This is a genomic window from Streptomyces sp. ALB3 (assembly GCF_044385685.1).
Lineage (GTDB): Bacteria > Actinomycetota > Actinomycetes > Streptomycetales > Streptomycetaceae > Streptomyces.
Window position 1 is genome coordinate 42,835 of the sequence record NZ_JBISCE010000039.1, and the last position, 25,064, is coordinate 67,898.

Annotated in this window: 28 protein-coding genes and 2 tRNA genes; 20 read left to right on the top strand and 10 right to left on the bottom strand. The window is 70.2% G+C overall.

Annotation, left to right across the window (positions count from 1 at the left end; all coding sequences use genetic code 11):
• Window positions 1-8: 8 nt before the first annotated feature.
• Entirely contained in the window at window positions 9-2,054 is a 2,046-nt protein-coding gene (locus ACHFIV_RS24900) for a DHA2 family efflux MFS transporter permease subunit (RefSeq protein WP_398973113.1), read from the bottom strand.
• A gap of 139 nt (window positions 2,055-2,193) precedes the next feature.
• On the opposite strand from ACHFIV_RS24900, the gene ACHFIV_RS24905 reads away from it, so the two are divergent.
• Window positions 2,194-3,162, top strand: coding sequence for a peptidoglycan-binding protein (locus ACHFIV_RS24905; RefSeq protein WP_398973114.1), 969 nt, complete (start codon window positions 2,194-2,196; stop codon window positions 3,160-3,162).
• Window positions 3,163-3,331: 169 nt separating this feature from the next.
• Window positions 3,332-3,994, top strand: coding sequence for an HAD-IA family hydrolase (locus ACHFIV_RS24910; protein ID WP_398973116.1), 663 nt, complete (start codon window positions 3,332-3,334; stop codon window positions 3,992-3,994).
• Window positions 3,995-4,060: 66 nt separating this feature from the next.
• On the opposite strand, the gene ACHFIV_RS24915 is transcribed toward ACHFIV_RS24910, so the two are convergent.
• Window positions 4,061-4,795, bottom strand: coding sequence for an ABC transporter permease (locus ACHFIV_RS24915; protein WP_398973119.1), 735 nt, complete (start codon window positions 4,793-4,795; stop codon window positions 4,061-4,063).
• Window positions 4,796-5,044: 249 nt separating this feature from the next.
• Here ACHFIV_RS24915 and ACHFIV_RS24920 point away from each other — a divergent pair, with 249 nt between their 5' ends.
• The 4 genes from ACHFIV_RS24920 (at window position 5,045) to ACHFIV_RS24935 (ending at window position 8,901) form a co-directional block, all read left to right on the top strand.
• A complete protein-coding gene (locus ACHFIV_RS24920; RefSeq protein WP_398973122.1) occupies window positions 5,045-5,689 on the top strand; it encodes an HNH endonuclease family protein in 645 nt (214 codons plus the stop codon).
• A gap of 93 nt (window positions 5,690-5,782) precedes the next feature.
• A complete protein-coding gene (locus ACHFIV_RS24925) occupies window positions 5,783-7,459 on the top strand; it encodes an alkaline phosphatase D family protein (RefSeq protein ID WP_398973125.1) in 1,677 nt (558 codons plus the stop codon).
• A 112-nt stretch (window positions 7,460-7,571) separates the two neighbouring features.
• Window positions 7,572-8,030, top strand: a complete 459-nt coding sequence (locus ACHFIV_RS24930) for a DoxX family protein (protein WP_398973128.1) — start codon at window positions 7,572-7,574, stop codon at window positions 8,028-8,030.
• Between the two features lie 211 nt (window positions 8,031-8,241).
• Window positions 8,242-8,901 carry a DedA family protein gene (locus tag ACHFIV_RS24935; RefSeq protein ID WP_398973131.1) on the top strand — a complete coding sequence of 220 codons (660 nt, stop codon included), beginning with the start codon at window positions 8,242-8,244 and terminating at the stop codon, window positions 8,899-8,901.
• 13 nt (window positions 8,902-8,914) lie between these two features.
• On the opposite strand, the gene ACHFIV_RS24940 is transcribed toward ACHFIV_RS24935, so the two are convergent.
• The 4 genes from ACHFIV_RS24940 to ACHFIV_RS24955 form a co-directional block, all read right to left on the bottom strand.
• Window positions 8,915-9,136, bottom strand: a complete 222-nt coding sequence (locus tag ACHFIV_RS24940; RefSeq protein ID WP_398973133.1) for a DUF2277 domain-containing protein — start codon at window positions 9,134-9,136, stop codon at window positions 8,915-8,917.
• Window positions 9,137-9,171: 35 nt separating this feature from the next.
• A complete protein-coding gene (locus ACHFIV_RS24945) occupies window positions 9,172-10,554 on the bottom strand; it encodes a DUF1254 domain-containing protein (RefSeq protein WP_398973136.1) in 1,383 nt (460 codons plus the stop codon).
• Window position 10,555: 1 nt separating this feature from the next.
• A complete protein-coding gene (locus ACHFIV_RS24950) occupies window positions 10,556-10,981 on the bottom strand; it encodes a DUF7144 family membrane protein (protein ID WP_398973139.1) in 426 nt (141 codons plus the stop codon).
• Window positions 10,982-11,256: 275 nt separating this feature from the next.
• A complete protein-coding gene (locus tag ACHFIV_RS24955) occupies window positions 11,257-11,472 on the bottom strand; it encodes a hypothetical protein (RefSeq protein WP_398973142.1) in 216 nt (71 codons plus the stop codon).
• 177 nt (window positions 11,473-11,649) lie between these two features.
• On the opposite strand from ACHFIV_RS24955, the gene ACHFIV_RS24960 reads away from it, so the two are divergent.
• From ACHFIV_RS24960 to ACHFIV_RS24975, 4 genes are all read left to right on the top strand, one after another.
• The gene (locus ACHFIV_RS24960; protein WP_398973145.1) at window positions 11,650-12,162 is read left to right on the top strand and encodes a hypothetical protein; all 513 of its coding nucleotides are present in this window, start codon (window positions 11,650-11,652) and stop codon (window positions 12,160-12,162) included.
• Between the two features lie 100 nt (window positions 12,163-12,262).
• Entirely contained in the window at window positions 12,263-12,826 is a 564-nt protein-coding gene (locus ACHFIV_RS24965) for a flavoprotein (RefSeq protein WP_398973148.1), read from the top strand.
• A 53-nt stretch (window positions 12,827-12,879) separates the two neighbouring features.
• Entirely contained in the window at window positions 12,880-13,425 is a 546-nt protein-coding gene (locus ACHFIV_RS24970) for an MOSC domain-containing protein (protein ID WP_398973150.1), read from the top strand.
• A 78-nt stretch (window positions 13,426-13,503) separates the two neighbouring features.
• Window positions 13,504-13,578: transfer RNA gene (locus ACHFIV_RS24975), tRNA-Trp, on the top strand.
• A 68-nt stretch (window positions 13,579-13,646) separates the two neighbouring features.
• Here ACHFIV_RS24975 and ACHFIV_RS24980 read toward each other — a convergent pair.
• Window positions 13,647-14,165: an SRPBCC family protein gene (locus tag ACHFIV_RS24980; protein ID WP_398973153.1), complete on the bottom strand. Its 519-nt coding sequence runs from the start codon at window positions 14,163-14,165 to the stop codon at window positions 13,647-13,649.
• 209 nt (window positions 14,166-14,374) lie between these two features.
• Here ACHFIV_RS24980 and ACHFIV_RS24985 point away from each other — a divergent pair, with 209 nt between their 5' ends.
• Window positions 14,375-14,902 carry a GNAT family N-acetyltransferase gene (locus tag ACHFIV_RS24985; RefSeq protein WP_398973155.1) on the top strand — a complete coding sequence of 176 codons (528 nt, stop codon included), beginning with the start codon at window positions 14,375-14,377 and terminating at the stop codon, window positions 14,900-14,902.
• A 45-nt stretch (window positions 14,903-14,947) separates the two neighbouring features.
• On the opposite strand, the gene ACHFIV_RS24990 is transcribed toward ACHFIV_RS24985, so the two are convergent.
• Entirely contained in the window at window positions 14,948-15,709 is a 762-nt protein-coding gene (locus ACHFIV_RS24990) for a hypothetical protein (protein WP_398973158.1), read from the bottom strand.
• Between the two features lie 1,300 nt (window positions 15,710-17,009).
• Between ACHFIV_RS24990 and ACHFIV_RS24995 the strand changes: the two genes are divergently transcribed.
• The 5 genes from ACHFIV_RS24995 (at window position 17,010) to ACHFIV_RS25015 (ending at window position 20,474) form a co-directional block, all read left to right on the top strand.
• Entirely contained in the window at window positions 17,010-17,327 is a 318-nt protein-coding gene (locus tag ACHFIV_RS24995; protein WP_376527696.1) for a hypothetical protein, read from the top strand.
• Complete coding sequence (locus ACHFIV_RS25000) at window positions 17,324-17,824, top strand: hypothetical protein (RefSeq protein ID WP_398973160.1); 501 nt, start codon at window positions 17,324-17,326, stop codon at window positions 17,822-17,824. The genes ACHFIV_RS24995 and ACHFIV_RS25000 overlap by 4 nt, the downstream gene beginning before the upstream one ends.
• Window positions 17,802-18,170 (top strand): hypothetical protein, encoded by a 369-nt coding sequence (locus tag ACHFIV_RS25005; RefSeq protein WP_398973163.1) that lies wholly within the window; start codon window positions 17,802-17,804, stop codon window positions 18,168-18,170. The genes ACHFIV_RS25000 and ACHFIV_RS25005 overlap by 23 nt, the downstream gene beginning before the upstream one ends.
• A gap of 562 nt (window positions 18,171-18,732) precedes the next feature.
• Window positions 18,733-19,515: a hypothetical protein gene (locus ACHFIV_RS25010; RefSeq protein WP_398973165.1), complete on the top strand. Its 783-nt coding sequence runs from the start codon at window positions 18,733-18,735 to the stop codon at window positions 19,513-19,515.
• Window positions 19,516-20,093: 578 nt separating this feature from the next.
• Window positions 20,094-20,474, top strand: coding sequence for an Imm32 family immunity protein (locus ACHFIV_RS25015; protein ID WP_398973168.1), 381 nt, complete (start codon window positions 20,094-20,096; stop codon window positions 20,472-20,474).
• 187 nt (window positions 20,475-20,661) lie between these two features.
• Here ACHFIV_RS25015 and ACHFIV_RS25020 read toward each other — a convergent pair.
• Window positions 20,662-20,736, bottom strand: a tRNA-Val gene (locus tag ACHFIV_RS25020).
• Between the two features lie 230 nt (window positions 20,737-20,966).
• On the opposite strand from ACHFIV_RS25020, the gene ACHFIV_RS25025 reads away from it, so the two are divergent.
• The 4 genes from ACHFIV_RS25025 (at window position 20,967) to ACHFIV_RS25040 (ending at window position 24,264) form a co-directional block, all read left to right on the top strand.
• Complete coding sequence (locus tag ACHFIV_RS25025; RefSeq protein ID WP_398973171.1) at window positions 20,967-21,740, top strand: DUF4097 family beta strand repeat-containing protein; 774 nt, start codon at window positions 20,967-20,969, stop codon at window positions 21,738-21,740.
• A gap of 70 nt (window positions 21,741-21,810) precedes the next feature.
• Window positions 21,811-23,178 (top strand): hypothetical protein, encoded by a 1,368-nt coding sequence (locus tag ACHFIV_RS25030; protein WP_398973173.1) that lies wholly within the window; start codon window positions 21,811-21,813, stop codon window positions 23,176-23,178.
• 228 nt (window positions 23,179-23,406) lie between these two features.
• The gene (locus tag ACHFIV_RS25035; protein ID WP_398973175.1) at window positions 23,407-24,027 is read left to right on the top strand and encodes a DUF4383 domain-containing protein; all 621 of its coding nucleotides are present in this window, start codon (window positions 23,407-23,409) and stop codon (window positions 24,025-24,027) included.
• Between the two features lie 9 nt (window positions 24,028-24,036).
• Window positions 24,037-24,264: a zinc ribbon domain-containing protein gene (locus tag ACHFIV_RS25040; RefSeq protein ID WP_398973178.1), complete on the top strand. Its 228-nt coding sequence runs from the start codon at window positions 24,037-24,039 to the stop codon at window positions 24,262-24,264.
• Window positions 24,265-24,403: 139 nt separating this feature from the next.
• On the opposite strand, the gene ACHFIV_RS25045 is transcribed toward ACHFIV_RS25040, so the two are convergent.
• Window positions 24,404-25,063 (bottom strand): O-methyltransferase, encoded by a 660-nt coding sequence (locus tag ACHFIV_RS25045; RefSeq protein ID WP_398973181.1) that lies wholly within the window; start codon window positions 25,061-25,063, stop codon window positions 24,404-24,406.
• Window position 25,064: the final 1 nt, after the last annotated feature.

The following is a 25,064-nucleotide window of genomic DNA, read 5'->3' on the forward strand; positions in this document are numbered from 1 at the left end:
TGGTGGTGTCAGCCCACCGAGTGGTCGCGGCGCGGTTCCGGCATGTGCGGCCGCTCCTGGCTCGACCCGCTGACCTCGGCGGACAGCTCGGTCACGAGGCGGACCAGGTCGGTGGGCCGGTCGGGGCCCCACCAGTCGCCCAGCAGCTCGGCCAGGGACTCCTCACGGGCCTGCGACAGCCGGACGACGGCCTCCGCGCCCCGGTCGGTGAGCACCAGCTGCATGCCCTCGCGCCGGGCGAAGCCGCGCCCCTCCACCTGGCGGGCGGCCGAGGTGATCACCCGCAGCGGCACGGGGGCGACCTCGGCCAGCCGGCCGGGCTCGACGGTGCCGTGCCGTTTGATGCGGAGCAGCAGCCAGCTGGCGGCGGGCTGCAGGTCGTAGCCGGCCCTCTCGGTGATCTTCTCGTAGATCTCCCGGCGCCCCTCCCGGGTGGCGAGCACCGACAGGGCGCGGGCGCACTCGTCGTACGAGGAGCGCTGGACCGGGTTCGAGGCCAGCGTCTCGCTGGTGTCGGGCGCCGTCACCGACCCGCGCAGGGGCTCCTCCTTGAGGAACCAGGCGAAGACGAACGCGACCAGGACGACCGGTGCCGCGTAGAGGAAGACGTCGGTGATAGCGGTCGAGTAGGCGCCGAGGACCGACGGGCGCAGGTCCGCCGGGAGCCGGCCGATGGCCCGGGGGTCGGCGGCCAGGGCCGCGGCGTCGACGCCGGGGGGCAGCGAACGGCCGCTGAGCGCCTCCCCGAGTTTGCCGGTCAGCCGGTTGGTGAAGATCGTGCCGAACACGGCCACGCCGAACGACGCCCCGATGGACCGGAAGAAGGTCGCGCCGGACGTGGCGACGCCGAGGTCCTCGTAGCCGACGGAGTTCTGCACGATCAGGACGAGCACCTGCATCACGAGGCCGAGTCCGGCGCCGAAGACGAAGAAGCAGAGGCTCATCGTCCAGGTGGAGCTGTTCTCGGAGAGCGTGTGGAGGAGCAGCAGGCCGACGACCGTGAGGGCGGTGCCGGCGATCGGGAAGACCTTCCAGCGGCCCGTCCGGCTGACGATCTGGCCGGAGCCCGTCGAGGTGATCAGCAGGCCGAGCACCATCGGCAGCATGTGCACCCCGGACATGGTGGGGGTGATGCCGTGCACGACCTGGAGGAAGGTCGGCAGGTAGGTCATGGCGCCGAACATCGCGAAGCCGATGACGAAGCTGATGACGGCGACGAGGCTGAAGGTCCTCTTGCGGAACAGCTTCAGCGGCAGCACCGGTTCGGCGGCTCTCCGCTCGGCCGCCACGAACGCCACGAGCAGCACCACGGCGAGGACCGTGAGGGCGATGATCTGGGCGGAGCCCCAGGCCCAGGTCGTACCGCCGAGTGAGGCGACGAGGACCAGGCAGGTGGCGACGGAGGCGATGAGGAAGGTGCCCAGGTAGTCGATGGTGTGCTTGGTGCGGCGTACCGGGATGTGCAGGGCCGCGGCGATGACGAGCAGCGCGACGACACCGACGGGCAGGTTGATGTAGAAGACCCAGCGCCAGCTGAGGTGCTCGGTGAAGAAGCCTCCGAGCAGCGGCCCCAGCACACTGGTCACGCCGAAGACCGCCCCGAACAGGCCCTGGTACTTGCCTCGTTCCCGTGGGGTGACGATGTCTCCGACGATCGCCATCGACAGCACCATCAGTCCGCCGCCGCCGAGCCCCTGGAGGGCGCGGAAGCCGATCAGCTGCGGCATGTCCTGGGCCATGCCGCAGAGCGCGGAGCCGATGAGGAAGATGACGATGGCCGTCTGGAAGAGCGTCTTGCGCCCGTACTGGTCCCCGAGCTTGCCCCACAGGGGGGTCGCCGCCGTCGCCGCCAGCATGTAGGCGGTCACCACCCACGACAGATGGTCGAGGCCGCCCAGTTCGCTGACGATGGTCGGCAGCGCGGTGGACACGATGGTCTGGTCGAGGGCGGCGAGCAGCATGCCGAGGAGCAGGGCGCCGATGGGCACCAGGACACTCCGCCGGGACCGCCCTGCACCTGCTTCTAGGGGTGGCGGGCTCAGCTGCTGGGCCATGGGCATCTCCTCGGGTCCGCTTCACCCCCATCCTGGCCGCTGTGTGCCGTTATGGCCTGCCGAGCCGTGCTACGCGCGTTGGGCTTCCCCGTGGCGGCCTGCATAATCGCAGGCAGTTCGAAGGGGAGGGGAACCCACGATGACCGGACACCGGTGCCCGGAGTGCGGCGGCGAGCAGAGCGCGAGACCCGGGGCGGGATGCGCCTGCGGAGCCGGCACGGCCGCGCGGACGGGGCGGGACGCCCGCTCGGCGGAGATGGCGGCGGCGGAGGACTTCGACCCGTTGCGCATCCGGCCCTACGTGACGCTGAACAGCGACGACACGCATGATCACGGCGCGCCCGACGCGGCCACGACGATGCCGCTGTTCCTGGACGGCGCACCCGGCGGGGCCCCGGGGCACGCCCGGGGCGGGCCGGCCGGTGCGGCCCCTGCCGACGAGGCCCACCGGCGTACCGCCGCGGCCTACGCGGGCGGCGGTCCCGACCCCGTGCAACCGCGTCGCCGGCGCCCGTTCACCGTCCTCGCCGTGGGGGCGGCTGTGGCGGCCGTGGTGGGCACCGCCGCGTTCGCGGGGGGCCTGTTCGACGACGAGGACAGCGGGAGCACCGCGTTGCCCGAGGTCACCGCGAGCGCGCCGGACCTGGACGGGGCGCCTTCCGCATCCGCGTCCGAGTCGGCGTCGGCGTCCCCGTCGGCCACGCCGTCCCGGTCCGCTTCCGCGTCGCCTTCGCCGTCGGCCTCCCCGTCCCCGTCCGCCAGCCCCTCGCCCTCACGGACGCCCGTCGCGTCGAAGCCGCCGGCTCCCTCGGCGTCCACGACCAGGCCCCCCACCACGACAGCGGCGGCGCCGCCGGCCGAGGAGGCGTCCGGGGCCACGTTGCGGCGGGGGGACCGCGGCGCGGAGGTCTCGGAGCTCCAGCGCCGGCTCCAGCAGGTGTGGGTCTACCGGGGGCCGGATGACGGCGACTACTCCGAGCGGGTGGAGCACGCGGTCGCCGAGTTCCAGAGATGGGTGTCCGTGCAGGGCGACCCGCCAGGCGTCTACGGCCCGGAGACCCGGCGCGCCCTGGAGGCGCAGACGAGCGGCGGAGCACACCGCTCCTGAGACCGGGCGGCCGGTCCGGCGTTCCGGCGCGGGATTGGCGTTTCGGCGCAGGTTTTTGTACCGTGGAGGAACAAAGTAGCCTCCGCCCGTTCTCCCTGACCGGCGGGCGGGGCTGCTTGTCTTCTTCCTCCGCAGCTACGAGCTGTCCCCCGCGCTCTGGAGCATGCCGATGCCGGCCACCGTCCTCGAAGCCCGCGCCCTCCTGTTGGACATGGACGGCACCCTCGTGAACTCCGACGCGGTGGTGGAGCGCTGCTGGCGCCGCTGGGCACTCGCGCAGGGGCTCGACCCCGAGGCCGCGCTCAAGGTGGTCCACGGCCGCCAGGGCTACGCCACGATGGCCGCCCTGCTTCCGGACCGCCCGATGGAGCAGAACTACGCGGAGAACCGCGTCATGCTCGCCGAGGAGACCGCCGACACCGACGGCGTGGTGCCCATCGGCGGCGCCCCCGCCTTCATGGCGTCGATCGCCGCCCTCCCCCACGCGCTCGTGACCTCGGCCGACGAGGCGCTGGCCCGGGCCCGGATGACGGCCGCGTCCCTGCCGATGCCGGAGACGCGCGTCACCGCCGAGATGGTCGGCGCCAGCAAGCCGGACCCCGAGGGCTTCCTCAAGGGCGCAGCGGAGCTGGGCTTCGACCCGGCGGACTGCATCGTGTTCGAGGACTCCGAGGCGGGCGTCACGGCGGGCCGGGCAGCCGGCATGCGCGTCGTGGGCGTCGGCCCGCGCGCGGCCGCGCTCTCCCCCGACGCCCACGTCGACGACCTCACCCGCATCCGGGTGGAAGCGGGCACCGACGGTACGGTCCGCCTGCACATCGACGCCCCGTAACACCCACGCCTCGCCCCGGGGCGCACTTCCGGGCGGCGCCGGGGCCCGGCGCCGCCCCAACGGCTCTCAGTCCCGGTGCAACAGCCCGCGCGCGACCAGCTCCAGCACCAGCGCCACGGCGACCGCCTGGACCGCCATCAGCGCCACCAGGACGAACAGCTGCACGATGCCCGCGTCCACCGGTGAGGCCCCGCCCAGCAGCATGCCCACGAAGGCGCCGGGCAGGGTGACGAGCCCCACGGTCCGCGTCTGGTCCAGCCCCGGCAGCAGCGCGTCCGACGCGGCGGGGCGGGCGATCTCCAGCCGCGCGTCGCGGTCGGGCAGTCCGAGCGCCATCCCTGCCTCGACCTCCCCCCACCGCGTGCCGAGCTCGTCCAGCGCGCGCCGCCCGCCGAGCACGGTCGCGGTGAGCGCGCCCCCGACGAGGATGCCGGCGACCGGGATCAGCGCGATGCCGCGCGCCGGGAGGAGACCGGTGAGCAGCAGCGCCACGACCACCGGCACGACGCCCGCGCCGATCGGCAGCGCGGCCCACCACCAGGTGCGGTTGGGGGTGATCCGCCGGCCGGCGGTGCGCACCGCGACCGCCGACATCAGCGCCAGGAAGCCGAGCAGAGGTCCCACCGAGCGCACCACCCAGCCGATCAGCAGGGACACGGCGGCCAGTTGGAGCGCGGCCCGCACCCCGGCGACGGCGATCTCACGGGACCGGCCGAGCGAGGCCCACGCGGCGACGGCGGCGGCGGACACCAGGAGCACGCCGAGCACGGCACCGAGCGTGGGACTGACCGGAAGCAGCACGCGGCCAGCCTAGGCGGCGCCCGTGCGCGCCCCTTGACCGGCCGCCGGCACCACCGGGCCGTCAACACCGCGCCTCGAACAACTTTCGGACGGCACGTCAGACCGATCGTCCTACCCCTTGATGTGACGTGCGCATGTCGTCACTCTGTTACCTGGTGACCACCCCACCGAAACCCGGCGCCGACACGATGGTCCGGCTTCGCAGGTCACCGCTCGACAGCCCCCCCCCCCCACATCAAGGGAGTTCACATGTCCGGTATCTACGCGCGTCGCATAGCCGTCGTCGCCGCCTCCGCCGCGCTCGCCGCGACCACCGGGCTTCTCACGGCCCCGACAGCCCAGGCCGCGATGCCCACCCCGGTCAGCGCCTCGACCGCCCGTACGTATCTGAGCCAGCTCTCCGTCTCCGCCGAGGGCTCCTCGTCCGGCTACAGCCGCGACAAGTTCCCGCACTGGAGCACCCAGTCGGGAGCCTGCAACACCCGTGAAGTGGTCCTCAAGCGCGACGGCACCGGCGTCGTCCAGGACTCCGCCTGCGCGGCGACGAGCGGCCGCTGGTACTCGGAGTACGACGGCGCCACCTGGACCGTCGCGTCCGACCTGGACATCGACCACATGGTCCCGCTCGCCGAGGCCTGGCGGTCCGGGGCCAGCGGCTGGACCAACACCCGGCGCCAGTCCTTCGCCAACGACCTGGCCCGTCCTCAGCTCATCGCGGTCACCGACAACGTCAACCAGTCCAAGAGCGACCAGGACCCGGGCGAGTGGCTCCCCTCACGCACCGCCTACCGCTGCACCTACGCCCGCGCCTGGGTGCACGTCAAGCACTACTACGGCCTCAGCGTCGACTCCACCGAGAAGAGCGCCCTGCAGTCCGTCCTCAACGGCTGCTGACCCGCCCTCCCGCTCCGGCGGCACCGGCCCGCCCTCCTCCGCCGCCCCGTACCCTACGGAGCCATCGGTCACGGCGACGCGAGGAGGGCACACATGGCCGGGCTACGCCTGGGACCGCTGCTGAGGTACGTCGACTGGGAGTCGGGGTCACGGGCGACCGTGTGGGTGGAGGCGACCCGGCCCTGCACGGCGGAGGTCCGCTGTGCGGACGGGGCGGCCGGGGCCTCCCCGACGTTCGCGGTCCAGGGGCACCACTACGCCCTGGTGGTGGTCACGGGCCTGACACCGGGGTCGACCACGCCCTACGAGGTGCTGCTCGACGGCCGCCGCGTGTGGCCGCCGGAGGACTCGCGCTTCCCCCCGAGCACCATCACCACGCCCGCGGTTCCGCAGGCGGAGGAGGCCGGTCCGGTACGGGTCGCGTTCGGCTCCTGCCGCTGGGCGGCTCCGCCCGCCCACGGGCACGACGCCATCGGCCCCGACGCGCTCGACACCCTGGCCGCCCGTCTCGCCGCCGACCCCGGAGGGGAACGCCCCGACGTCCTCCTCCTCCTGGGCGACCAGGTGTACGCGGACGAGACGTCACCGGCCACCAGGCGACGGCTCGCGGCCCGCCGGGACCTCGAGGAGGCCCCCGGCGCGGAGGTCGCCGACTACGAGGAGTACACCCACCTCTACGACGAGTCCTGGCGTGACCCGGACGTGCGATGGCTGCTCTCCACGGTCCCCAGCTGCATGATCTTCGACGACCACGACGTCGTGGACGACTGGAACACCAGCGCCGCCTGGGTGCGGGACATGCGTCGTACGCCGTGGTGGCACGAACGGATCGTCAGCGGGCTCATGTCGTACTGGGTCTACCAGCACCTCGGCAACCTCTCCCCCGACGCCCTGGAGGCCGACCCGGTCTACGCGGCCGTACGCGCCGTCCCGGACGGCACCGAGACCCTCCGCGACCACGCGGCGGCCGCTGACGCCGACCCGGCACGGACCCGGTGGAGCTACCGGCGTGTTTTCGGCCGAGTACGGCTCCTGATGGTGGACACCCGGGCGGCCCGCGACCTCGAGGAGCAGCAGCGGTCGATGCTCCGCGAGGAGGAGGAGCGGTGGCTGCGGGACGAGGTCCTCGCGGACCCCGGCGCGTACGACCATCTGCTGATCGGCACCTCACTGCCGTGGCTGCTGCCGCCCCTGATACACGAAGCGGAGACCTGGAACGCGGCACTGTGCGGCGGAGAGCGCGGTGAGCGCTGGGCGCGCATCGGCGAGAAGGTGCGCAGGGCCGGTGACCTGGAGCATTGGGCCGCCTTCCCGGATTCCTTCCGCCGCCTGTCGGCGCTCCTGAGGGAAGTGGGCCGCGCCCCCGGGGGGCCCGCGACGGTTTGCGTGCTCTCGGGCGATGTGCACCATGCGTACATCGCCGAACCCCAGTGGTCCGATTCCGCCCCGGGCGACACTTCCACCGCCCACGTCCTGCAACTGACCTGCTCTCCCGTCCACAACTCCGTTCCCGGATACGTCAGAGCCGGATTCCGTTTCGGCTGGAGCCGGACGGGCCGGTGGCTGGGGCGCGCGCTGGCGCTCCACGGGCGGACGGGAAGCCCGCCGATGCGCTGGCGCAAGACGGGCGGACCGTGGTTCGGCAATCAGCTGATGACTCTCACGCTGCACGGCCGGAAAGCTGCGCTGACATTGGTTCAGGCCAGGGCGACACCTACGGGTGCGCAGCTCGAGACCGTTCTGGAGCGCGGGCTCACCTCGAACGAGTGAACAATTTTCAGCCACTCCACAGAATGTTGAACTTGCAAGTAATAATGAGGTCACCCTAACCTGTGGGGCCCCGATCGGTTTCCGTCCCCAGACCGAAGGAGCCCCACCCCCCATGGTCATACGTCTGAACCGGGCCCAGCCCTACGCACTGGGCCTCTTCCGCGTCGTCATCGGCTTCCTCTTCGCCTGCCACGGTGCTGCCTCGCTCTTCGGAGTACTCGGCGGCTCCATGGGAGGCGGAACCGTACCCGCCGGCACCTGGCCGGGCTGGTACGCCGCCGTGATCCAGCTCGTCGGCGGCACCCTCGTCGCGCTCGGCCTCGGTACCCGGATCGCCGCCCTCATCTCCTCCGGGTCCATGGCCTACGCGTACTTCAAGGTGCACCAGCCCGAGTCGCTGTTCCCCCTGCAGAACGGCGGCGAGGCCTCGGCGGTCTTCTGCTGGGCCTTCCTCCTGCTGGTCTTCACCGGCCCCGGCGCCGTCGCTCTGGACCGGCTGTTCTCCTCGCGCGGCGGCTCCGCGCGCGCGAGCGAGCCCGCGCCCGAGAAGGCGCAGGCCGTCTCGGTCTGACCACACGAGCTCCCGCACCCCGGCCCCCCTCCTCCCGAGGGGGGCCGGGGCCGTACGTGACCTGCACGACATCGGCCGCCCACCCGGCTGATACCAGGTGAACCGGGTGAACGGCAGGCGTACGCTGTACAGCTGGCCCTGCCGCCTGCCGCTCCCCTGCGACGTCGCGGCGTCGCGGCGTTGACACGGACACGGGAACGGGGAGTAACAAGTGCTCGAGAGTGTGGGTGCGCTGACCGGCAGCCCATGGATCTACGCAGTGGTCGCCCTCTCGGTACTCCTGGACGTCTTCCTGCCCGTACTGCCGAGCGGTGTACTGGTGATCACCGCGGCCACGGCTGCGGCCGCCGGTACGACCACGGTCACGGCCGTCGCCGGTGAGGCGACCCGGCAGGTGCCCTCGCTCCTGGCCTTGGTCTTCTGCGCCGCCACCGCCTCGGTGCTCGGTGACCTGGTGGCCTACCGGCTCGCCTGGCGCGGTGGTGACCGTCTGGACCGGGCCATCGCACGCTCCCGCCGGCTCACCACCGCGCAGGAACGCCTCGGCGCGGCACTGAGCCGTGGCGGAGGGGCACTCGTCGTCGTAGCCCGGTTCGCCCCGGCCGGCCGGTCGGTCGTCTCCCTGGGCGCGGGCGCCGCCCACCGCAAGGTGAAGGAGTTCCTGCCCTGGTCGGCCGTGGCCGGGGTGGCATGGGCGGTCTACAGCGTGGGCCTCGGCTACTTCGGCGGCCAGTGGCTGGGCGCGGGCTGGCTGGGCACCGCCGTGTCGGTCCTCGCCCTGTTCCTGGCGGGCGCTCTCGCGGCGCTCGTCGTCCGGCGCCCCCGCCACGCCTCCACGGCCCCGGCCGCCGGCGTCCCGGCCGGGACCTGACGGGCCAGGTCACTCAGACCCGGGCGGCGCCCCGTATCTCCAGGTCGTCGAGCAGCCGCCGCGTCGCCTCGGTGATCTCCGCGACGGCGCGGTCGAACACCTCCTGGTTGTGCGCGGCGGGCGCGCGGAAGCCCGACACCTTGCGCACGTACTGCAGGGCGGCGGCTCGCATCTCCTCCTCGGTGGCCTCTTCGGGGATGGCTGGCGGACGAAGCGTCTTGATGCTGCGGCACATGCCTCCAGTGTGCGGCGCGCCACTGACAACGCGCCTCAGGACCCGTGTTCCCCGAGCCGCTCGATCGCCGGGACCACGTAGCTCCCGTCCAGAAGGGCCTGGTCGGGCAGGTGGAGCCGCAGGACCGGCCGGAAGGGCCCGGCAGGCACCGGGAGCCAGTTCGTCTCCCCGGCCGGGCCCGCCGGCCGTTCGGTGCTCAGGTACAGGGTCAGCGAGCCGTCGGCCCCGTGGCGGAGCCCGGGCGTCCGGTCCCCGACCACGTACCGGTCCGCCGCGTTCTCGACGAGGTGGCCGCCGGGGCTGTCGTAGGCGGTCAGCGACCAGAACGCCCGGACGGGCGGTGGCTGCGCGAGGCGCAGGACGTAGCGGTGGGCGCCGTCGAGCGGCCGGCCGCGCGCGTCACGGGAGGTGTGCGCGTAGAGCGCCTCGTACCCATGGGGGATCCACCGCCCCCGCCGCGCCGCCACTGCCCTGACCAGGTACGACGCTTCCCGGTCCGGGATCCTCCACTCCGGCGAGCCGAGCGTGCCGACACCGAAGTGGTCCAGGTTGTAGTCACGCAGGTGCGGGACCGTCTGCCAGGCGCCCGGGAGGCCGCCGGTCTCGGCCAGGGGTCTGCGGGCCGCCTCCTCCACACGCAGTCGCCCCAGCGCGAGTCCCCGGCCCAGCGCGCGTGTGAGCGCGGGCCCGGCCGATACGTACGGCGAGAGGCCCTCCTCCAGGAGCCCCAGGGGCTGGAAACGGTCCTGGTAGGCGCGGTCCGGGGCGGCGGGCGGGAAGTCACCCATCCACACCCGGAGCTCCTCGAAGAAGCGCAGCTCCCCCGGCACTCCGGGCTCGGTCGCCGGAAGTCCCGTCCGGTGGGCGCGGTCGCCCAGATGGGTGAGCGTGAGTTCCTGCTGGAGCGCTCTGACGCGGGGCACGTCCTCGGGTCCGTCGCACGCGAGCCGGCCGACGACGGAGACGACGGAGGTAGGCGCGTCGATCACTCCCGACACCCCTCCCGGCACGGTGCCGGCCCAGCCGGGCGGAACGATCATCCAGTCCCCCTCGCCCGTGCCGGTGGCGCGGGGACCGAGGTAGGCGAAGGCGTTGCCCCACGCGTCCACGAACTGCAGGACGTAGTACGCGCCCCCGGTGTCCGGCACGTGCAGCCTCACCGGCCCTCCGGAGAGGTCGAGCTGGGCCAGCGCGTCGACGAGGTCGGCGGGAGCGAAGGGCACGGGGTCGCCGGGCCTGGCCGGGCCGTCCGCGTGGGCGAAGTCGTTGAACGGCGCGGGCGCCAACGTCCCGCAGCCCTCCCGCAGACAGGCCTGGACGGCCGACAGCTGGCGGACGAGCGGCGACCCGTAGACGTACGCGTCGGCGGCCAGCGCCGTGATCGCGTCCGGCTTCGGGCCGCCTCGCCCCGGACGCACGTCAGATGACCGGCTTCGCCCGGTGGGCGCACAGGGCCCAGATCACGAACGTGTCGAGCGCGATGGAGATGATCGCCCAGACGGGCTGGTACGGCAGCCACACGAAGTTCGCGATCAGGTTCAGCGCGGCCAGCCCGATGCCGACGCCCCAGGCCCAGGCCGCGCCCTTGAGGATGCCCCATCCGACGAGCACCAGGATCACCCCCAGGATCAGGTGGATCCACCCCCAGGCCGTGATGTCGAACTTGAACGTGTAGTTGTTGATGCGTGTGTACACGTCGTCGGACGCGATGCCCGCGATCCCCTTGACGATGGAGAGGATGCCGTCGACGAGGAGTACGACTCCCGCGAACATCGCCCCGGTGGCCGCCCAGGGGTCGGGGGCGGAGGGGCGCCGGGGGTCGGCTGCGGACGATGACTGGGTCATGGGATTCCTCCACTCGACGGACCACCCCACACGGCTGCGGGCAGATCCGACCCTGTGCGACGACCTCGCCGGCCACGACTCGGGCGCGCCCGATCGGGTGACCGGCCGGCCGAGGATCAGGCAGGGGTGTGCGCGGCCGACCGGGTGACCGGTCGAGGATCAGGCCCGGGTGCGCGACGTACGGGTCCCGGGTTCCCCCACCCCGCCTGGTGACGTCCGGCGAGGAGGTCCGGGCGACGCCGCACGCCGGTGTGCCGCACGGTGCCGCGGGCGGCTCACCTCCACGTGTCCAGGTCGCCACCCCGCCACTCGATCAGCTCCGGCTGGTCCAGGTCGATCTCCCCGGCCCCCTGGGCGAGTCCCGCCCGCCGCAGGAACGAGGCGACGTCGCCACGCCCGTGCGCCAGCCCGACGATCCGCCCGCGCACGGTCACCCGTCGTCCACCGGTCGGCGACGGCGGATACACGATCACGGGTGGATGTCCGGACATGTCTCCACCGTCTCCCGTGCCTCCTCGGCTCGCATCCCGGGGTCCGGGGCGGCCGGAGCCGGGCCGCTCGTCAGCGGCGGGCGGGCCCGGCGGCGGGGGCCGGCGTCGTGCGCGTGGCGGCACCGCAGTCGGGAGAACCGGCGCCGGACGGACGGCACACTGGCTAGGGTCGTCGGCATGAGCGCCGCCATAGCCGCAATGATCACCGCAGTCGTCGGAGTGCTCGGCACGCTCTTCGCACCGGTGGTCACGAGTGGGATGACGAGACGTCAGCGCGCGGCGGAACTCGGGGTCGAGGAGCGGCGGCGGTCCTTCGAGGACCGGCGCACCGCGTACACCTCGATGAACCGGGCGACCCGTCACTTCCACACCCTCCTCAAGGACGCCCTGCACCGCACGCGTGACGGGGTCTGCACCGACGAGGACCGGGCCCTGCTCGAGGAAGGCCGACGCGACTACCGCGACCGGTACGCCGAGGCGCAGATGATCGTCCCCGACGCCGTACTCGCCGCGTCCCGCGAGGTCAACGTGGTCCTGGCCGGGGTGGACGCCGCGCTCAAGCGCATCGACCGCGGTCTGCCCCGCGAGGGTGAGACAGCCGGTCAGCTGCTGCTCGACCTGAAGGCCGCGGACCCACGGCTCACCGCCCTGCACCGCCTCATGCGCCAGGACCTCGGCATCGGCGACTGAAGTGCGCGCACACAGCGGCTACCGGCGGTCGCCGGGGCCGTGGTAGGTCTGTGCCGTGACGCCGGCCGGGCGAACAGACCGACGCGGGACGGAGAAGACGGTGAGTGCAGGCAGCCGTGGGGTGCTGGGCGTCGTGGCCACGGCGACCGACGGCCTGGAGACGCTGCGCACCGGCCTGGTCGAGCCGGCTGTCACCCAGGGCTGGCAGGCAGCAGTGACGCTCACGCCGAACGCCGGCCGGTGGCTGCGGGCGAGCGGTGAGTGGGACCGGCTGGAGGCGCTGACAGGCCTGCCGGTACGGGACACCCCCCGCCTGCCGGCCGAGCCCCGGCCCCACCCCGTCGCGGACTGCTACGTCGTCGCTCCGGCGAGCGCGAACTACGTCGCCAAGCTCGCGACGGGCATCGCCGACAACCAGGCCCTCACGCAGGTGAGCGAAGCGCTGGGCACTCCCGGCGTCCCGGTGGTGGTCTTCCCCATGATCAACGCGGCCCACGCGCGGCACCCGGCGTGGGAAGGCCATATCGAGGCCCTGCGCAGGGCGGGCGTGGAACTGGTCCACGGAGCGGACGTCTGGCCCCTGTACGAACCGCGTCAGGGACCGGCACTCCGGGAACTCCCCTGGGCGGCGATCCTGGAACGTGCGGCTGCCCGGACGCCCTGACGTGGAGTCCCTAGGATGGCCCGACGTACGCGTAACAGAGGGGCGGGGTGGGAATGGCCGGCCGGGTCACGGCGGTGAGCAGCAACGGGACGTATGCGTTCAGCAAGCCCAATCGCGAGTCCGTCACACTGCTCGCCGGACTCGGCGTCGAGGGGGACGTCCACGCGGGCGTGACGATCCGCCATCAGTTCCGCATGACGTACGAGCCGGACCTTCCCAATCTGCGCCAGGTGCACCTGATGCACGAGGAACTCTTCGACGAGCTGGCCCTCAAGGGCTACACCGTCACCCCGGGCCGGCTCGGTGAGAACATCACCACCCGCGATGTCGACCTGCTCGGCCTTCCGGCCGGCACCTTGCTGCACCTCGGTGACCAGGCGGTCGTCGAGGTGACGGGCCTGCGCAACCCGTGCGCGAAGATCAACGACTTCCGCCAGGGCCTGCTGGGAGAGATGTTCGCCCTCGATCCCGTCTCCGACGACTTCACGTTCAGGTCCGGCATCATGTCCGTGGTCCGCCACGGCGGCCTGGTCCGCCCGCAGGACACCGTCGGGATCGAGCTCCCACCGGGCCCGCACCGCCCGCTGGAACGCGTCTGAGGACGACGGAGGACGCGGACGAGGACGGCCACGGGAACACCGGCGCGGGGCGGGCGTCCGTAGGATGAGGGACGAGGCGGAGCCGTAGCGCAGAGGTCGTCGCGCGCGGTCTCCAAAACCGTGAGGACGCCGGTTCGAATCCGGCCGGTTCTGCCTTTCCTCCGCGCACATCGGCGATGTTCGCCGCGCGGGACGGTGCGTCGCCTCCGAGCAGGGCGTCGTCACGTCGCCCGTGGTACCGGCCCGGCGCGACCTGACCCGACATCAGCAGGGGGCCGGCCGGACTCCGCGTACGCGGCGAGATTCGCCAGGGTGGAGGAAAGGCCCTCGGCGTGGTCCTCCGCGGAGACGCCGTCCGGGACGTCCTCGGCAATGATGTCGACGCGCGCCCCCTCTTCGACGGCGGTGACGTCCCAGGTCATGGTCATCGTGCCGGCGAACGCGGGGTCGTCGGAGACGAAGTCGACCGCCTGCACGACGCGCACACCGGGAACGATGTCCACGAAGCGCGCCTCCACGATGTCGGAGTCCGCGGTCGCCTTACCGGACGCCCCCGAGGCGTCGGAACAGGTGAGCACCAACCGGTACGACCCGCCGGACCGGGCGTCGAACCGCTCGAACCTGCCGGTCATCCCGGCCGGAGGGAGCCAGGTGGTGAGGGCCTCACGATCGACGAGTGCGGCCCAGACCCGCTCCGGTGTCGCAGCGATCACCCGCGAGGCCCTGTCCGTGCGTGGCATGGTCCGACATTAGCCGCGTCGCGTCGCTCGATGCGAGGCGAACGCGACACGAGGTACGAGGCACGAGGCACGAAGGCGCACACTGCTGAGCCGATGACAGGAGCTGCGCGATCGCCCGGCTCCTCCTGACGGGGGCAGGGGCCGGCGGGGCGGGCACGCCCGCATAGGCTGACCGTCCCACTGGAACGCCGTGCGACGAGGATCAACCCATGCGGAGCAGCACCAGGATCCGCCTGATCGAGCCCACCGACGCCGCCGCCATCGCAGCGCACCGGGTGCGGGACGTCGAGGCGTTCCGGCCGTGGGAACCGGCGCAGCCGGCCACGTTCTTCACCCCGGAGGGCCAGGCGGAGCGGATCGACAACCTGCTGGCCGCACACCGGGCGGGCACGGTCTGGCCAGGCGTGGTGCTGGCCGGCGACCAGGTGATCGGGCAGGTCACCATCGGAGGCATCCTGCCCCAGCCGCACCTGCGCCGCGGTTCCGTCGGATACTGGATAGCCGGCGTCGCCCAGAACCAAGGACACGCCGGGCACGCCGTCGGGCTCGCACTCCGGGTGATGACGGAGGAACTCGGCCTGCACCGCGCCGAGGCATCGACCAACTTGGAGAACATACCGTCGCAACGGGTGCTGCGCCGCAACGGATTCAGCCCGTACGGCATCGCGCACTCGTCGATCTTCCTCGACGGCAGCTGGCGGGACGGAATGCTGTGGGAGCGGATTCTCGGCGACTGATCCCGCATTCGTGCCGGGTGACGCTTCGGGCCGTCGCTACGCTGCTCAGCCGGCCCGTTGCAGCTCGATCGCGATGGTCCGGCAGCTGCGAACAAAGTCTTCGGCAGCGGCAACGGTCACTTCCTCCCCCGTATGGACCGCCCGATTGCGCAGCTTGCGTAGGCGCGCGTATACGTCCAGTGCGTCACGAGACAGCCCCAGAGCCTCGATGGCCAAGAGCCTGCGTCTGGTTGGCCCGACAAAGGGCGCGTCTTGCCCCTCAGTCTCGATTCCCCGGGCCCACATCACTTCCTGGAAACTGGTTTCGAGCGCCTCCCATGCCCGGATCACCGCAGCCCTGGGAGCAACGGCCGCTGTATGCATCGCCTTTCTGAATCGCTTTCCTGACACACTCGACTCGAAGTCCGGCGGATCCAAGAGGTAGGGCATGCTCTCCAACACCTCCCATACTCTCTGCCTCAGCCGCTGTTCCTCCCACACCTGGTCATCTGTACTTGGTTCCTGTTCAGCCTCTGCATCGGCTTCGGGCTCGACACGGCTGCCCTCCGCCTCAGTGGGGAGGGCCGGCCTCGGTACCACCGCGACTGGGTCTGGACCGCCGGCCGTGGACAGAGCAAGCTCTTCCGCGTCATCGAGTACGTCGGCTGCCGCTGCGGCGAACTCGGCGCTCCCTGCAGGCGTTTCCACCCGCGTCAACCGGCCGACAACGTCTCTCAGTTGAGCCCTCACGACCCAGAGAAGGGCAGCGGCGAACACCGGCCAAGCCAGGGCTTTGACGAACTCCAGAACGAGCTTTGCGATCTCCACGACAGCATCCTGCCGCTCACTGTTGCAGACGTGGGGCGAGCGCCCACGTTGTGACGAACGCGAGACACGCCGCCATGTAACACTGCGGCAAGGAGGTAACGGGCCAAGCCCCGACTCAGTGGCCGCATTTCCGAGGTTCGTTCGTGGCCGCGTGTCACCGCGGGTCGGTTACACCCCCGACCCACCACAGGTCAACGGCCCGCGACCAGGCGAATCGGTCGGCGACCATTCGCCTGCGCGTTACTCCTCATTCCCCGTGGCCCCTGCTGATGTGGGCAACGAGGGCCACTATGCATGCTGGCTGGGGCCGCTGTGCGGGGAGTGAGCTGCCTTCGATGTACAGCTCGACCCGACGAGAGTCCGAGGCGAAGGTCACCGGGGCCCAGGAAAAGGGCCCAACATGAAGTAGCTGAATCTGGACCGGTATTGCCGACGAGCCAATCCGCAGTCGCAGGTCATCGTGAGACCCCTTGGTGCGAACACGGTCAAAGCTCAGTGCGAAGGCCGCCGGCAGGAGCGACTTCTTGCGGCGAGAACTCGCGCGTAGGTGCTTGCCGTCACGGCTCCGCCCGTGAGGGCTGGCCTCGTCCAGGTTTCGAGCACCGTGTGCCGATCGTGGCAATCAGTCCTCACGGAGGTATGCCGTGAACGGCCCCGACCACGACCGCCACCCACACCGACGAGCAGATCAATTCCGTACCGGTGACCTGGGCCTTCGTCGTGTTTCCTGCTGGTCGGCGCGGACGGTCTCGAAACGCCTACATCTGCTTTGTAAGCCTGGCGGCAGCATCTGAGTCATCTTCCTAGCTCAGACCACCTGTGCACTGCGACGGTTGTCGCGAGCTGTGGACGCTGTGGCGTTCCTCGAATGACCGTGGTTGACCGCTCGATCTGGCACACATCTGGCACGCTCGCCCACGACGTCGTCAGCGGGCTCCCGGGGCGCAGCACGCCGCGTGATGGGGGAGATGGGTACTCACGCAAGCCAGGGTCCATCCATCGCCCCTAACGGCGCTTCGGCATCAGGACCATAGGCGAAGATCGCACATCCCACCGAACGCGCTGCCGCCGGCCTCCCCAACACCAGTGGCTGCGACAGCGAGCCCCGATGGACCACTCAGTTCAAAAACGAGTCACCACTGGTTGGCTACACCGAAGCCGCCGTCGCGCAGTTGGGCCCCCTACCGACCGCTGGCTGCTCACTGAGTCGCTGCTTGCTCGCTTTAGTCGAACGTCGGACACTCAACCGCCCCTGTTGGGTAGGATTTTGTCGACCTTCACAGACGCTCAGGGGGACTCCATGACCGAGATAATCACCGCCTTGATCGGGGGGGTGTTCCTACTCGGTGGCGCCGCGATCACCGCCCGGTGGACACGCTCACGCGCCACCGGCAATCACACCCCCGCCGCCTTGCCTGCCACCAGCAACCCACAGCCCGACGGCGTCAACACCAACGTCCCTCGCCCCCCTGACAACCCACTGCCGGAGGGAACCAACCCCAGCATCCCCCACCCTCCTCAGAGCGCGCGTCCGGGCGGCGTCACCGTCAACGGACAGTTCATCGAAACGAACAACGGCACCGTCTCGCAGACCAACTACCGCGATGGCAAGCGGTGAAGCTGCCGACCACCAACAGCGCCGGGTTACTTGGGATCGCCTATTACGCGTTCGGCGCCGTCCTCGCTGTGCTCGCTGTCCTCGCAGGCGTCGAACTCATCAGTGAATACTTCCCCTACGCGTTGCCAGCTATCGAAGGCCTAGTGGGAGATCTGATCCGCCTGTCTTCTGACAAATACGTCGGGGCATTCGTACAAGATCGAGTCTTCGTCTTCATTGTCATAGGCGTGGCTTTCACTCTATGGGTCACTCACAAGTGGCCCACCTTGGTTAAGACGATCGGTCAGGCACTCAACCCGTTCGCGCGGATCGGGGTGGCCACCGTCTCGGCCGTCGCCGCCGTCTTGATCGCACTCATTCTGGCTGGTCCGCTCGGCCAGTCCAGGAGTGAGGGTGAATGCATCTCATCATTCCAGCTAAGTCTGGACCAGGCTCCCTCGCTGGTGAGCAACACAAGCTGCGGCGGGGGTGACCATGGGCGAAATTCCAGCAATTGACCAGTACATTCAGACTAATAATGGCAGCGTGTTTCAAACAATTATAAAGAACGAGGGTATTGACGAAGAAACCAAACAAAACGTACGACGCCTGGCAGTCTCTTCGCCTGAGATGCTGGCTAAGGTAGATGCGATGCTGAAGGAATCAGGCGACGTGCGGGCGGCAGCTGCGCTGGTCCGCGATGCGAGCAACATCCTGACCAGCAAGGACAGCCCAACGACCCCATTTACCGACGAGGGCGATGTCCCCATGTTCTCTGGAAAAGGCGAACGAGATCTTCGAAAAGCAATAGCTAGTCCTTTCCTTCTGCTGATTGTAATCGTTGCTCTGATTCTTTGGCTGTAGCTCTCGTAGCCCTCACCGGCACAGCTGAGCGGTCGGCCACCTGGTCGCGAGCTCGCGACGATTGGATACGGCGGGCATCCGCCCTACTTTCAATGCCCGCAGCGGGGCTACTGATTGACGGAGAGACGGTTTCAACCCGCCGACATCCGCTTTGTAAGTTCGGCCGGGCGCCGCTGCGGCCCCCACCTCCCACCACCGCTACAGCCGGACGGGAACGCCCACATATGCCCCTGCCCAGCATCGTTGATGTCAGCGGTAGATGTCAGAGACCTTCTGATCCGTAGCTCAAGCCAGACCGGTCACCGACGGCCATATGGGCCGCTACGAGGTCCCGGAGGGCTGCTATGAGCGAGGGCGGTTGCTGTGGTTGCGGTACGCCACTGCTGTACGGCAGCCCGCGCCCGGGCAAGTCCTTGGGGCTCACGTCACCTTGCCCTAGCCGGTCGCTTCGCACGCCGCGCGCTCCCCAGCTCGCCGCGAAAGCCTACCCTCCCGGCCACAACTTGGTCACTGGACATCGATTCTGACCCCTGACCCAATCAATCGTGACACCATCTCGGCCATGAATGCCCCCATCCAGCACGATGAAGTCCGTAAGGTCTATATAACCTGCCGACTTGGCAAAGGTGAACTTGAAAGACTCTTCAATCTCGCCCCAGAGGGAATTCCCGCGGCTTCAGTTTCCGTTTCAACTCAGCGAGACAGTACCCGCTATAGCGCCGCAAAACTTTCCGACCTTATTGACCATGTTCGTAATTCCAACACCACGGGCAACCTGAATAATTGGGAAAATCTCGCGCTCGAAGCTGCTGACGGCACAGGCGACCGCAAGGTTAGCGTAGCCATTGACACCGAGCGGGTTGAAATTCAAGTCTCGGGCCAGGATGCAACTTGGGTCCACGGACAGGCTGCCCGAATTGAGCTTTTCCTAAAAGCGTCGGGCGGCAAACCGAGGCGCGACAGCGAAGAGAAGGCGCGACGCATAAGGCTCGCTCTACTGGGGTACGCACTCGCAATTCCCTATATGGCAGCAATGCTCATAAGCCTAATGGTCGTCGACCCGCAAGCCCTTAAATCGAGAGAATCACGCGGAGGGGGCGAGTCGTGGCAAGGGCTTTTCGCGATCCTAGGTTCCTCTGCGACCATGATCTTTGTGTACTGGTGCGGCTTTAAGTTGTTCAACCGAGCAAATCGGGCGCTTCTTAAACCAACAGGTGAAATCCCACACGGCTCGTGGTGGAGTCGATCCACAAGCGCCGACAAGATTGCACTGGGCTCGCTTGTCGTCGCCGTACTTTCCGCGGGGGTGGCAGTAGTTACGCTAGGTAAGGAACTGGCGAAGTAGCGGGAACAGGGCACCCATCTCGCTCAGCCAACCACCTACCCCAGTTCCCATCCCGTCCGCCTTCGACCCACACACCGTGGAGCGGTCGTGGTTCAGGGCGTCAAGGTGGAGCGCGCCACTGTACGAACGACCTTGACGCCCTGGGCCGCGACTGCTCGGCTCTGCCTGGGTCGAAGGTGGTCGGGATGGGAGCCACCACGACGCTCACCACGCTCCGGCCGGCACTCGCGAACGGCGCCATCGCCATCCCGATGCCGTAGCGCCCCCGCCGGAGGCATGTCTTAAAGCCGCGGGCTTGGTTCTCGTCTCATGCCCTTGGGCCTATCCCCTGTGGGCGCGCGTCGGCGGCGGCAGCGCCGAGCGGGCCGAAGGCAGGAGCGCGGGCGCAGCCAGAGCCGGGAAGCGCGCCCGGCGGAGCGGAGCGCAGCCGGGTGCCTTGATGAAGTAGAGAAAGTTCTACCGCACGTGTCCCGTGATGGACTCCGACGTACCTGACCTCCGCTGGCCAGCCTGGGGGTGAGGACAGGACGGAGAAACCCAACGGCATCATGGGAGTTCGCGATGAAGGAGTGCCGCTCGTGCGACTCGTTTCCGATCCGGTCTTCGGTGAAGTAGATGTCACCGCGTCAGCCGAGGAGCTGGCCTGCCTGGCACACGCAGTGGCCGAGGGTGACGGGTTCATCGGAGCCACCTCATCGCGCGATGAGGACACCTTGACCGGCATCGAAGTCAGGCAGGCCTCCGGCGCTGGGGTGCTGATCGCACGCGACGCATCGCGGCAGGTCCTGGTGATCAGTGGCAATCCCGGTGCCAGGGCGATCCTGGCGGACAACCTGAAGGCCATGGCTACCGCCGAGGACGGCGGTCACCTCCACGTCGATTACTTCCCCGAACATCCCTACCTGCTCGAAGGGAGTGTTCCGATCGTGGTCAACATCCCTCACGGAGGTATGCCGTGAACGGCCCCGACCCCCACGATCGCCGCTCACATCGACGAGCAGATCAGAAAGGCTCCGCCGGCAGCCCCGCGACGCATCCGGCACGTAAGCGGCACGACGCCTCTCTCCCGCCCCGCAGCCGAGCAACGAACAAGGCCCAGGCTTCCGGTTCGGTACCGGTGACCTGGGCCTTCGTCGTGCTTTTTATTGGTGGGCGCGGACGGTTTCGAACCGCCGACATCTGCTTTGTAAGAGCAGCGCTCTACCCCTGAGCTACGCACCCGTGGATGAGGCAACAGGTTACATGGCCCAGCGCCCTCAGCCGCAATCCGGTTCCGGCCCGGGCCACCGGTCCTCCGCTCCCCCTGCTCCGGGCCCGAGGCCCCGGCCCCGGCCCCGGCCGGTACGGGGGATATCCCCACCCCGAGACGGTAGCCGTCCGGATCGTCCCCGGTGGGGGCCCGTACATACGGTGGAGCCACACCGGCAGCGCTCTCAGGGGGACTCGACATCATGACCATCCGCACACGACGTACCGACGCCCTCGTGGCGATCGCCGGGACCGGGCTCCTCGTCGCCGCGCTCAGTGGCTGTGGCAGTGCGGACGCGGAGGACGCCCCCGCCGAGCACAAGTCGTTCGCGTTCAGCGGGAAGGCGCTCACCATCGACGCCGAGAACTCGACCCTGCGTCTGGTGCCCGCCGACGTGGAGCAGATCGAGGTGACCCGCCGGGTCGACGGGTGGGTCGCGCTGGGCAGTGGTCCGGACCCCGTCTGGAAGCTCGAGGGCGACGAGCTGAGGCTCGAGGTGAAGTGCCGGGCCGTGATCAGCAACTGCCAGGCGCACCATGAGGTGAAGGTGCCCCACGGGCTGGCGCTGACCGTGCAGGGGGACAACGGGGAGGTCACCGCGGCGGGCTTCACCGCCGCGCTCGACATCTCCGCCGCCAACGGCGGGGTCACCGTGCGTGACGTGTCCGGTCCGCTCAAGCTGAGTGCCGACAACGGCACGATCGAGGCCGAGCGGGTCTCGGGGAGTTCGGTGATCGCACGCTCGGACAACGGGTCGGTCCAGCTGGGGTTCACCCGGGTACCGGATCTGGTGGACACCGTCAGTGACAACGGGAGCATCTCCATCGACCTGCCGGCCGGAAAGGACACGTACGCGGTGTCGGCGGAGGCCGACAACGGTGCCGTCTCCGTCGACGTGCCCCGCAGCGACAGCAGCACGCACGTGGTGAAGGCACGGAGTGACAACGGCGAAGTCACCGTCCGAAGTGCGAACTAACCGGCCCGTGCGTTCGTCCTAACTGGTGCGAGAATGAACCGGGCAGGGCGGATCGGCACGGGAGAGGGATGTGACGGCGACACACACGCGGCCGCAGGCGAAAGCGAGTGTTGGTTCCGCCGTCAGGGACGTCCTGGTGCTGATGCTGCTGCCGGTGCCCCTTGCCGTCGCCGCGATCCCCGGGGCCTTCGCGGGCGGGGGCACGCGCCGTTGGTTCGGGGGGCGCGGGGAGAACCAGCGGGCCGACGCCCAGGCGGCGAAAGACGCGGCGGCCGCCGCCTTCTACGAGCTGGACACCGCTCAGCGCGACCTGCAGATCTCGATCGAGACGATCACCGCCGTGGACAGTTCGCCCCGCGCACACAAGGTGGCGGAGGACTTCGCGGCGCTGGGGCGGCGGATCGACGAGGTCAGTCACCTCTACATCACCGCGGTCGACGCCCACGACCTCGACCGTGACGATCTGGAGCCCTCGGCGGCGGCCGGTGCGCGCACCCAGCTGACCCGGGCCAAGGACGAGCTCGTGCGGGTGAAGGGTGAGCTCGACCGGTTCGCCCAGGGGCTCGGGACGCTGCTCAGCAGCGCGGAGACCCAGCTCGCGCGGCTCGCCCCCGCTGTGGAGCGGGCCCGCCAGACGCTGCTGGCCGCGAGCAACGCCCTGGACGCTGTCCGCGCTTCCGGGCTCCGGGCGGACGATCTCGCGGCCCGGCTCGCGGCTCTCGCGCCGGAGCTGACCAAGCTCAACCAGGGCGCGGGGCGGCACGGCGTGGCCGAGACGCTGCAGCGCGCGGACAAGGTGCTGCGGGACGCCGAAGCGGTCCGGGCGGAGGCCGAACGGCTTCCCCAGCGGGCGGCCGAGATCGACCGGAGGCTGGTGTCGCTGCGCACCCGGGCCCAGGCGCTGACGACGCGCGCCGGGCAGGTCGAGCCCGTGCTCAGCGAGCTCCGGCGGCGCTTCTCGGCGGCCTGCTGGCAGGACCTGCAACCGGTGCCCGAACAGGCGGCCGTCAATGTGCGGCAGGCCGAGGCGAAGCTCGCGGAGGCCGTCGAGGCCCGGGCCGAGCAGCGCTGGGCGGATGCGACGTCCCGGCTGAGTACGGTCAGGGCGCTGCTCAACGCGACCGACGAGGCGGTCTCCGCCGCAGGTGACCGGCTTCAGCGGCTCGACGCGGTGGCGAAGAACCCCCAGGCGGAGATCGAGCGCACCCGCTTCGCGATCCGGGACGCCCAGCGCCTCGCGATGGCCGGGCGCCACACGCCCGACCCGCGTCACGCCCGGCCGCTTGACGACGCCGTGGCACGGCTGGAGCGGGCGATCGCCGCGCTCGACGAGCGCCATCCCGACTACTGGCACTTCCTCATGGAGACCGAGGCCGTGCGCACGACCGCGAACCGGGTGGTCTCGGCCATCCGGGAGGAGCTGGGAGGAGGCGCCTGACGGCGCCCGTCCACCACCGCCACCACCACCGTCCGTCGTCGCCGCCCGCCGTGCCGCCCGGCCCCCGGGAGCCGCCCGTGGAAGCCGGCTGCTGCGTCCGCTCAGGCACTGACGGCGAACGGGCCGGAAACGGTTGACTTGTCCCCCGCAGCCGGTGGGCCGATGCTGGAGGTACGCAGCGGCTTCCGCTGAGGCGTCCCTGGCCGCACGCGGCTTAAGGAGGCCGTCATGGCCACACACGTCATGCGTCCCTCACGCCGGCGCGAGGACGGACCCCCGCACGGCGGGCCGGGGCGTGGCAGGTACACCCCCCGCAAAGCCATCCGACTCGACGAGCACCTGCCCGTCGACCACGGCCTCAGCCGGTTCTACCGGGTGGGCGCGGGCCTGATGGGCCTGCTGCTGCTCGCTTTCGGCATCCTGGGGCTCATCGACCGTATCGGCTTCTTCGACACCGGCGGAGACACGGTGGCGGGCCTCAACACCAACGGTGCGCTGAGCATCCTGTCCATCTGCGTCGGGCTGCTGCTCTTCGTCGGCATGGTCATCGGCGGGAACTTCGCGTCGACCCTGAACATGGTCCTGGGTATCGCCTTCATCCTCAGTGGCTTCGTGAACCTGGCCCTGCTGGACAGCGGCATGAACTTCCTGGCCTTCCGCATGCAGAACGTGCTGTTCAGCTTCGTGGTCGGGCTGTTGCTGATGATGTTCGGCATGTATGGACGGGTCAGCGGTGGTCTGCCGCACGACAACCCCTACTGGCGGGCCCGCCATCCCGAGCAGGCCGCCAGGGAGGAACGCCGCGCTCGTCCCCCGATGCCCGAGGTCGTGAAGGGAAAGAGGCTCTAATCTGGGGGCATGCCTCGTTACGAGTACCGCTGCCGCCCCTGTGGCGAGACGTTCGAGCTCAGCCGCCCGATGGCCGAGTCGTCCGAACCCGCCTCCTGCCCCGCCGGGCACGAGGACACCGTGAAGCTGCTCTCCACCGTGGCCGTGGGCGGCTCGGCCTCCTCCGCCGCTCCCGCCGCGCCGTCGGCCGGTGGTGGAGGCGGCGGAGGTTGCTGCGGTGGCGGCTGCTGCGGCTGACGTCCGCGGGCTTCACGGCCCGCGGACCACGAGCGGCGACCAGCGCAAGGCCCGCAGGCCGAGGGGAGCGCGGGTCGCGAAGCCCGCAGGCCGCGAGGCCCGTCGACTGCGCGGCCGGGTCCCTGCGTCCGTGGGCCCGCTACCTCCTGCGTGAGAGCGTCAGGCCGTCCGCCACGGTCAGCAGCACGCTGTCCATCCGGTCGTCGGCGGCCACGTGGTCGTTGAAGCCCCTGATGGCGGCGGCGTCCCCGGTGGCCAGTGGGTCGGTGACACGCCCGTGGAAGAGGACGTTGTCGGTGACGAGGAGCCCGCCCCGGCGCATCCTCGGGACCAGTGCCTCCCAGTACGCGATGTAGTTGCCCTTGTCCGCGTCCAGGTAGGCCATGTCGATGTGGGGCTCGGCGGGCATGGCGGCCAGGGTGTCGAGCGCGGGCGCGATCCGCAGGTCGATCCGGTCGGCGACGCCCGCCTTCCCCCAGGCCTCGCGGGCGTACGCCGTCCACTCCTCGGAGATGTCGCAGGCGATCAGCGTTCCGTCCCCGGGCAGGGCCTGGGCCATCGACAGCGCCGAGAACCCCGTGAAGGTACCGACCTCCACGATGTGCCGGGCGCCCGTCAGCCGGACGAGGAAGGCGAGCAACGGGCCCTGCTCCTGCGCGGACTGCATGCCCGCCTGGTCGGGCAGCTCGGCGTACGTGGTCTCCACGAGCTCGCGCTGCACCTCGTCCAGCGCGGGGTTGTGGGCGAGCGCGTACGCGTACAGCTCGTCGGTGATCTTGGTGTCGTTGCCCTTGGTCATG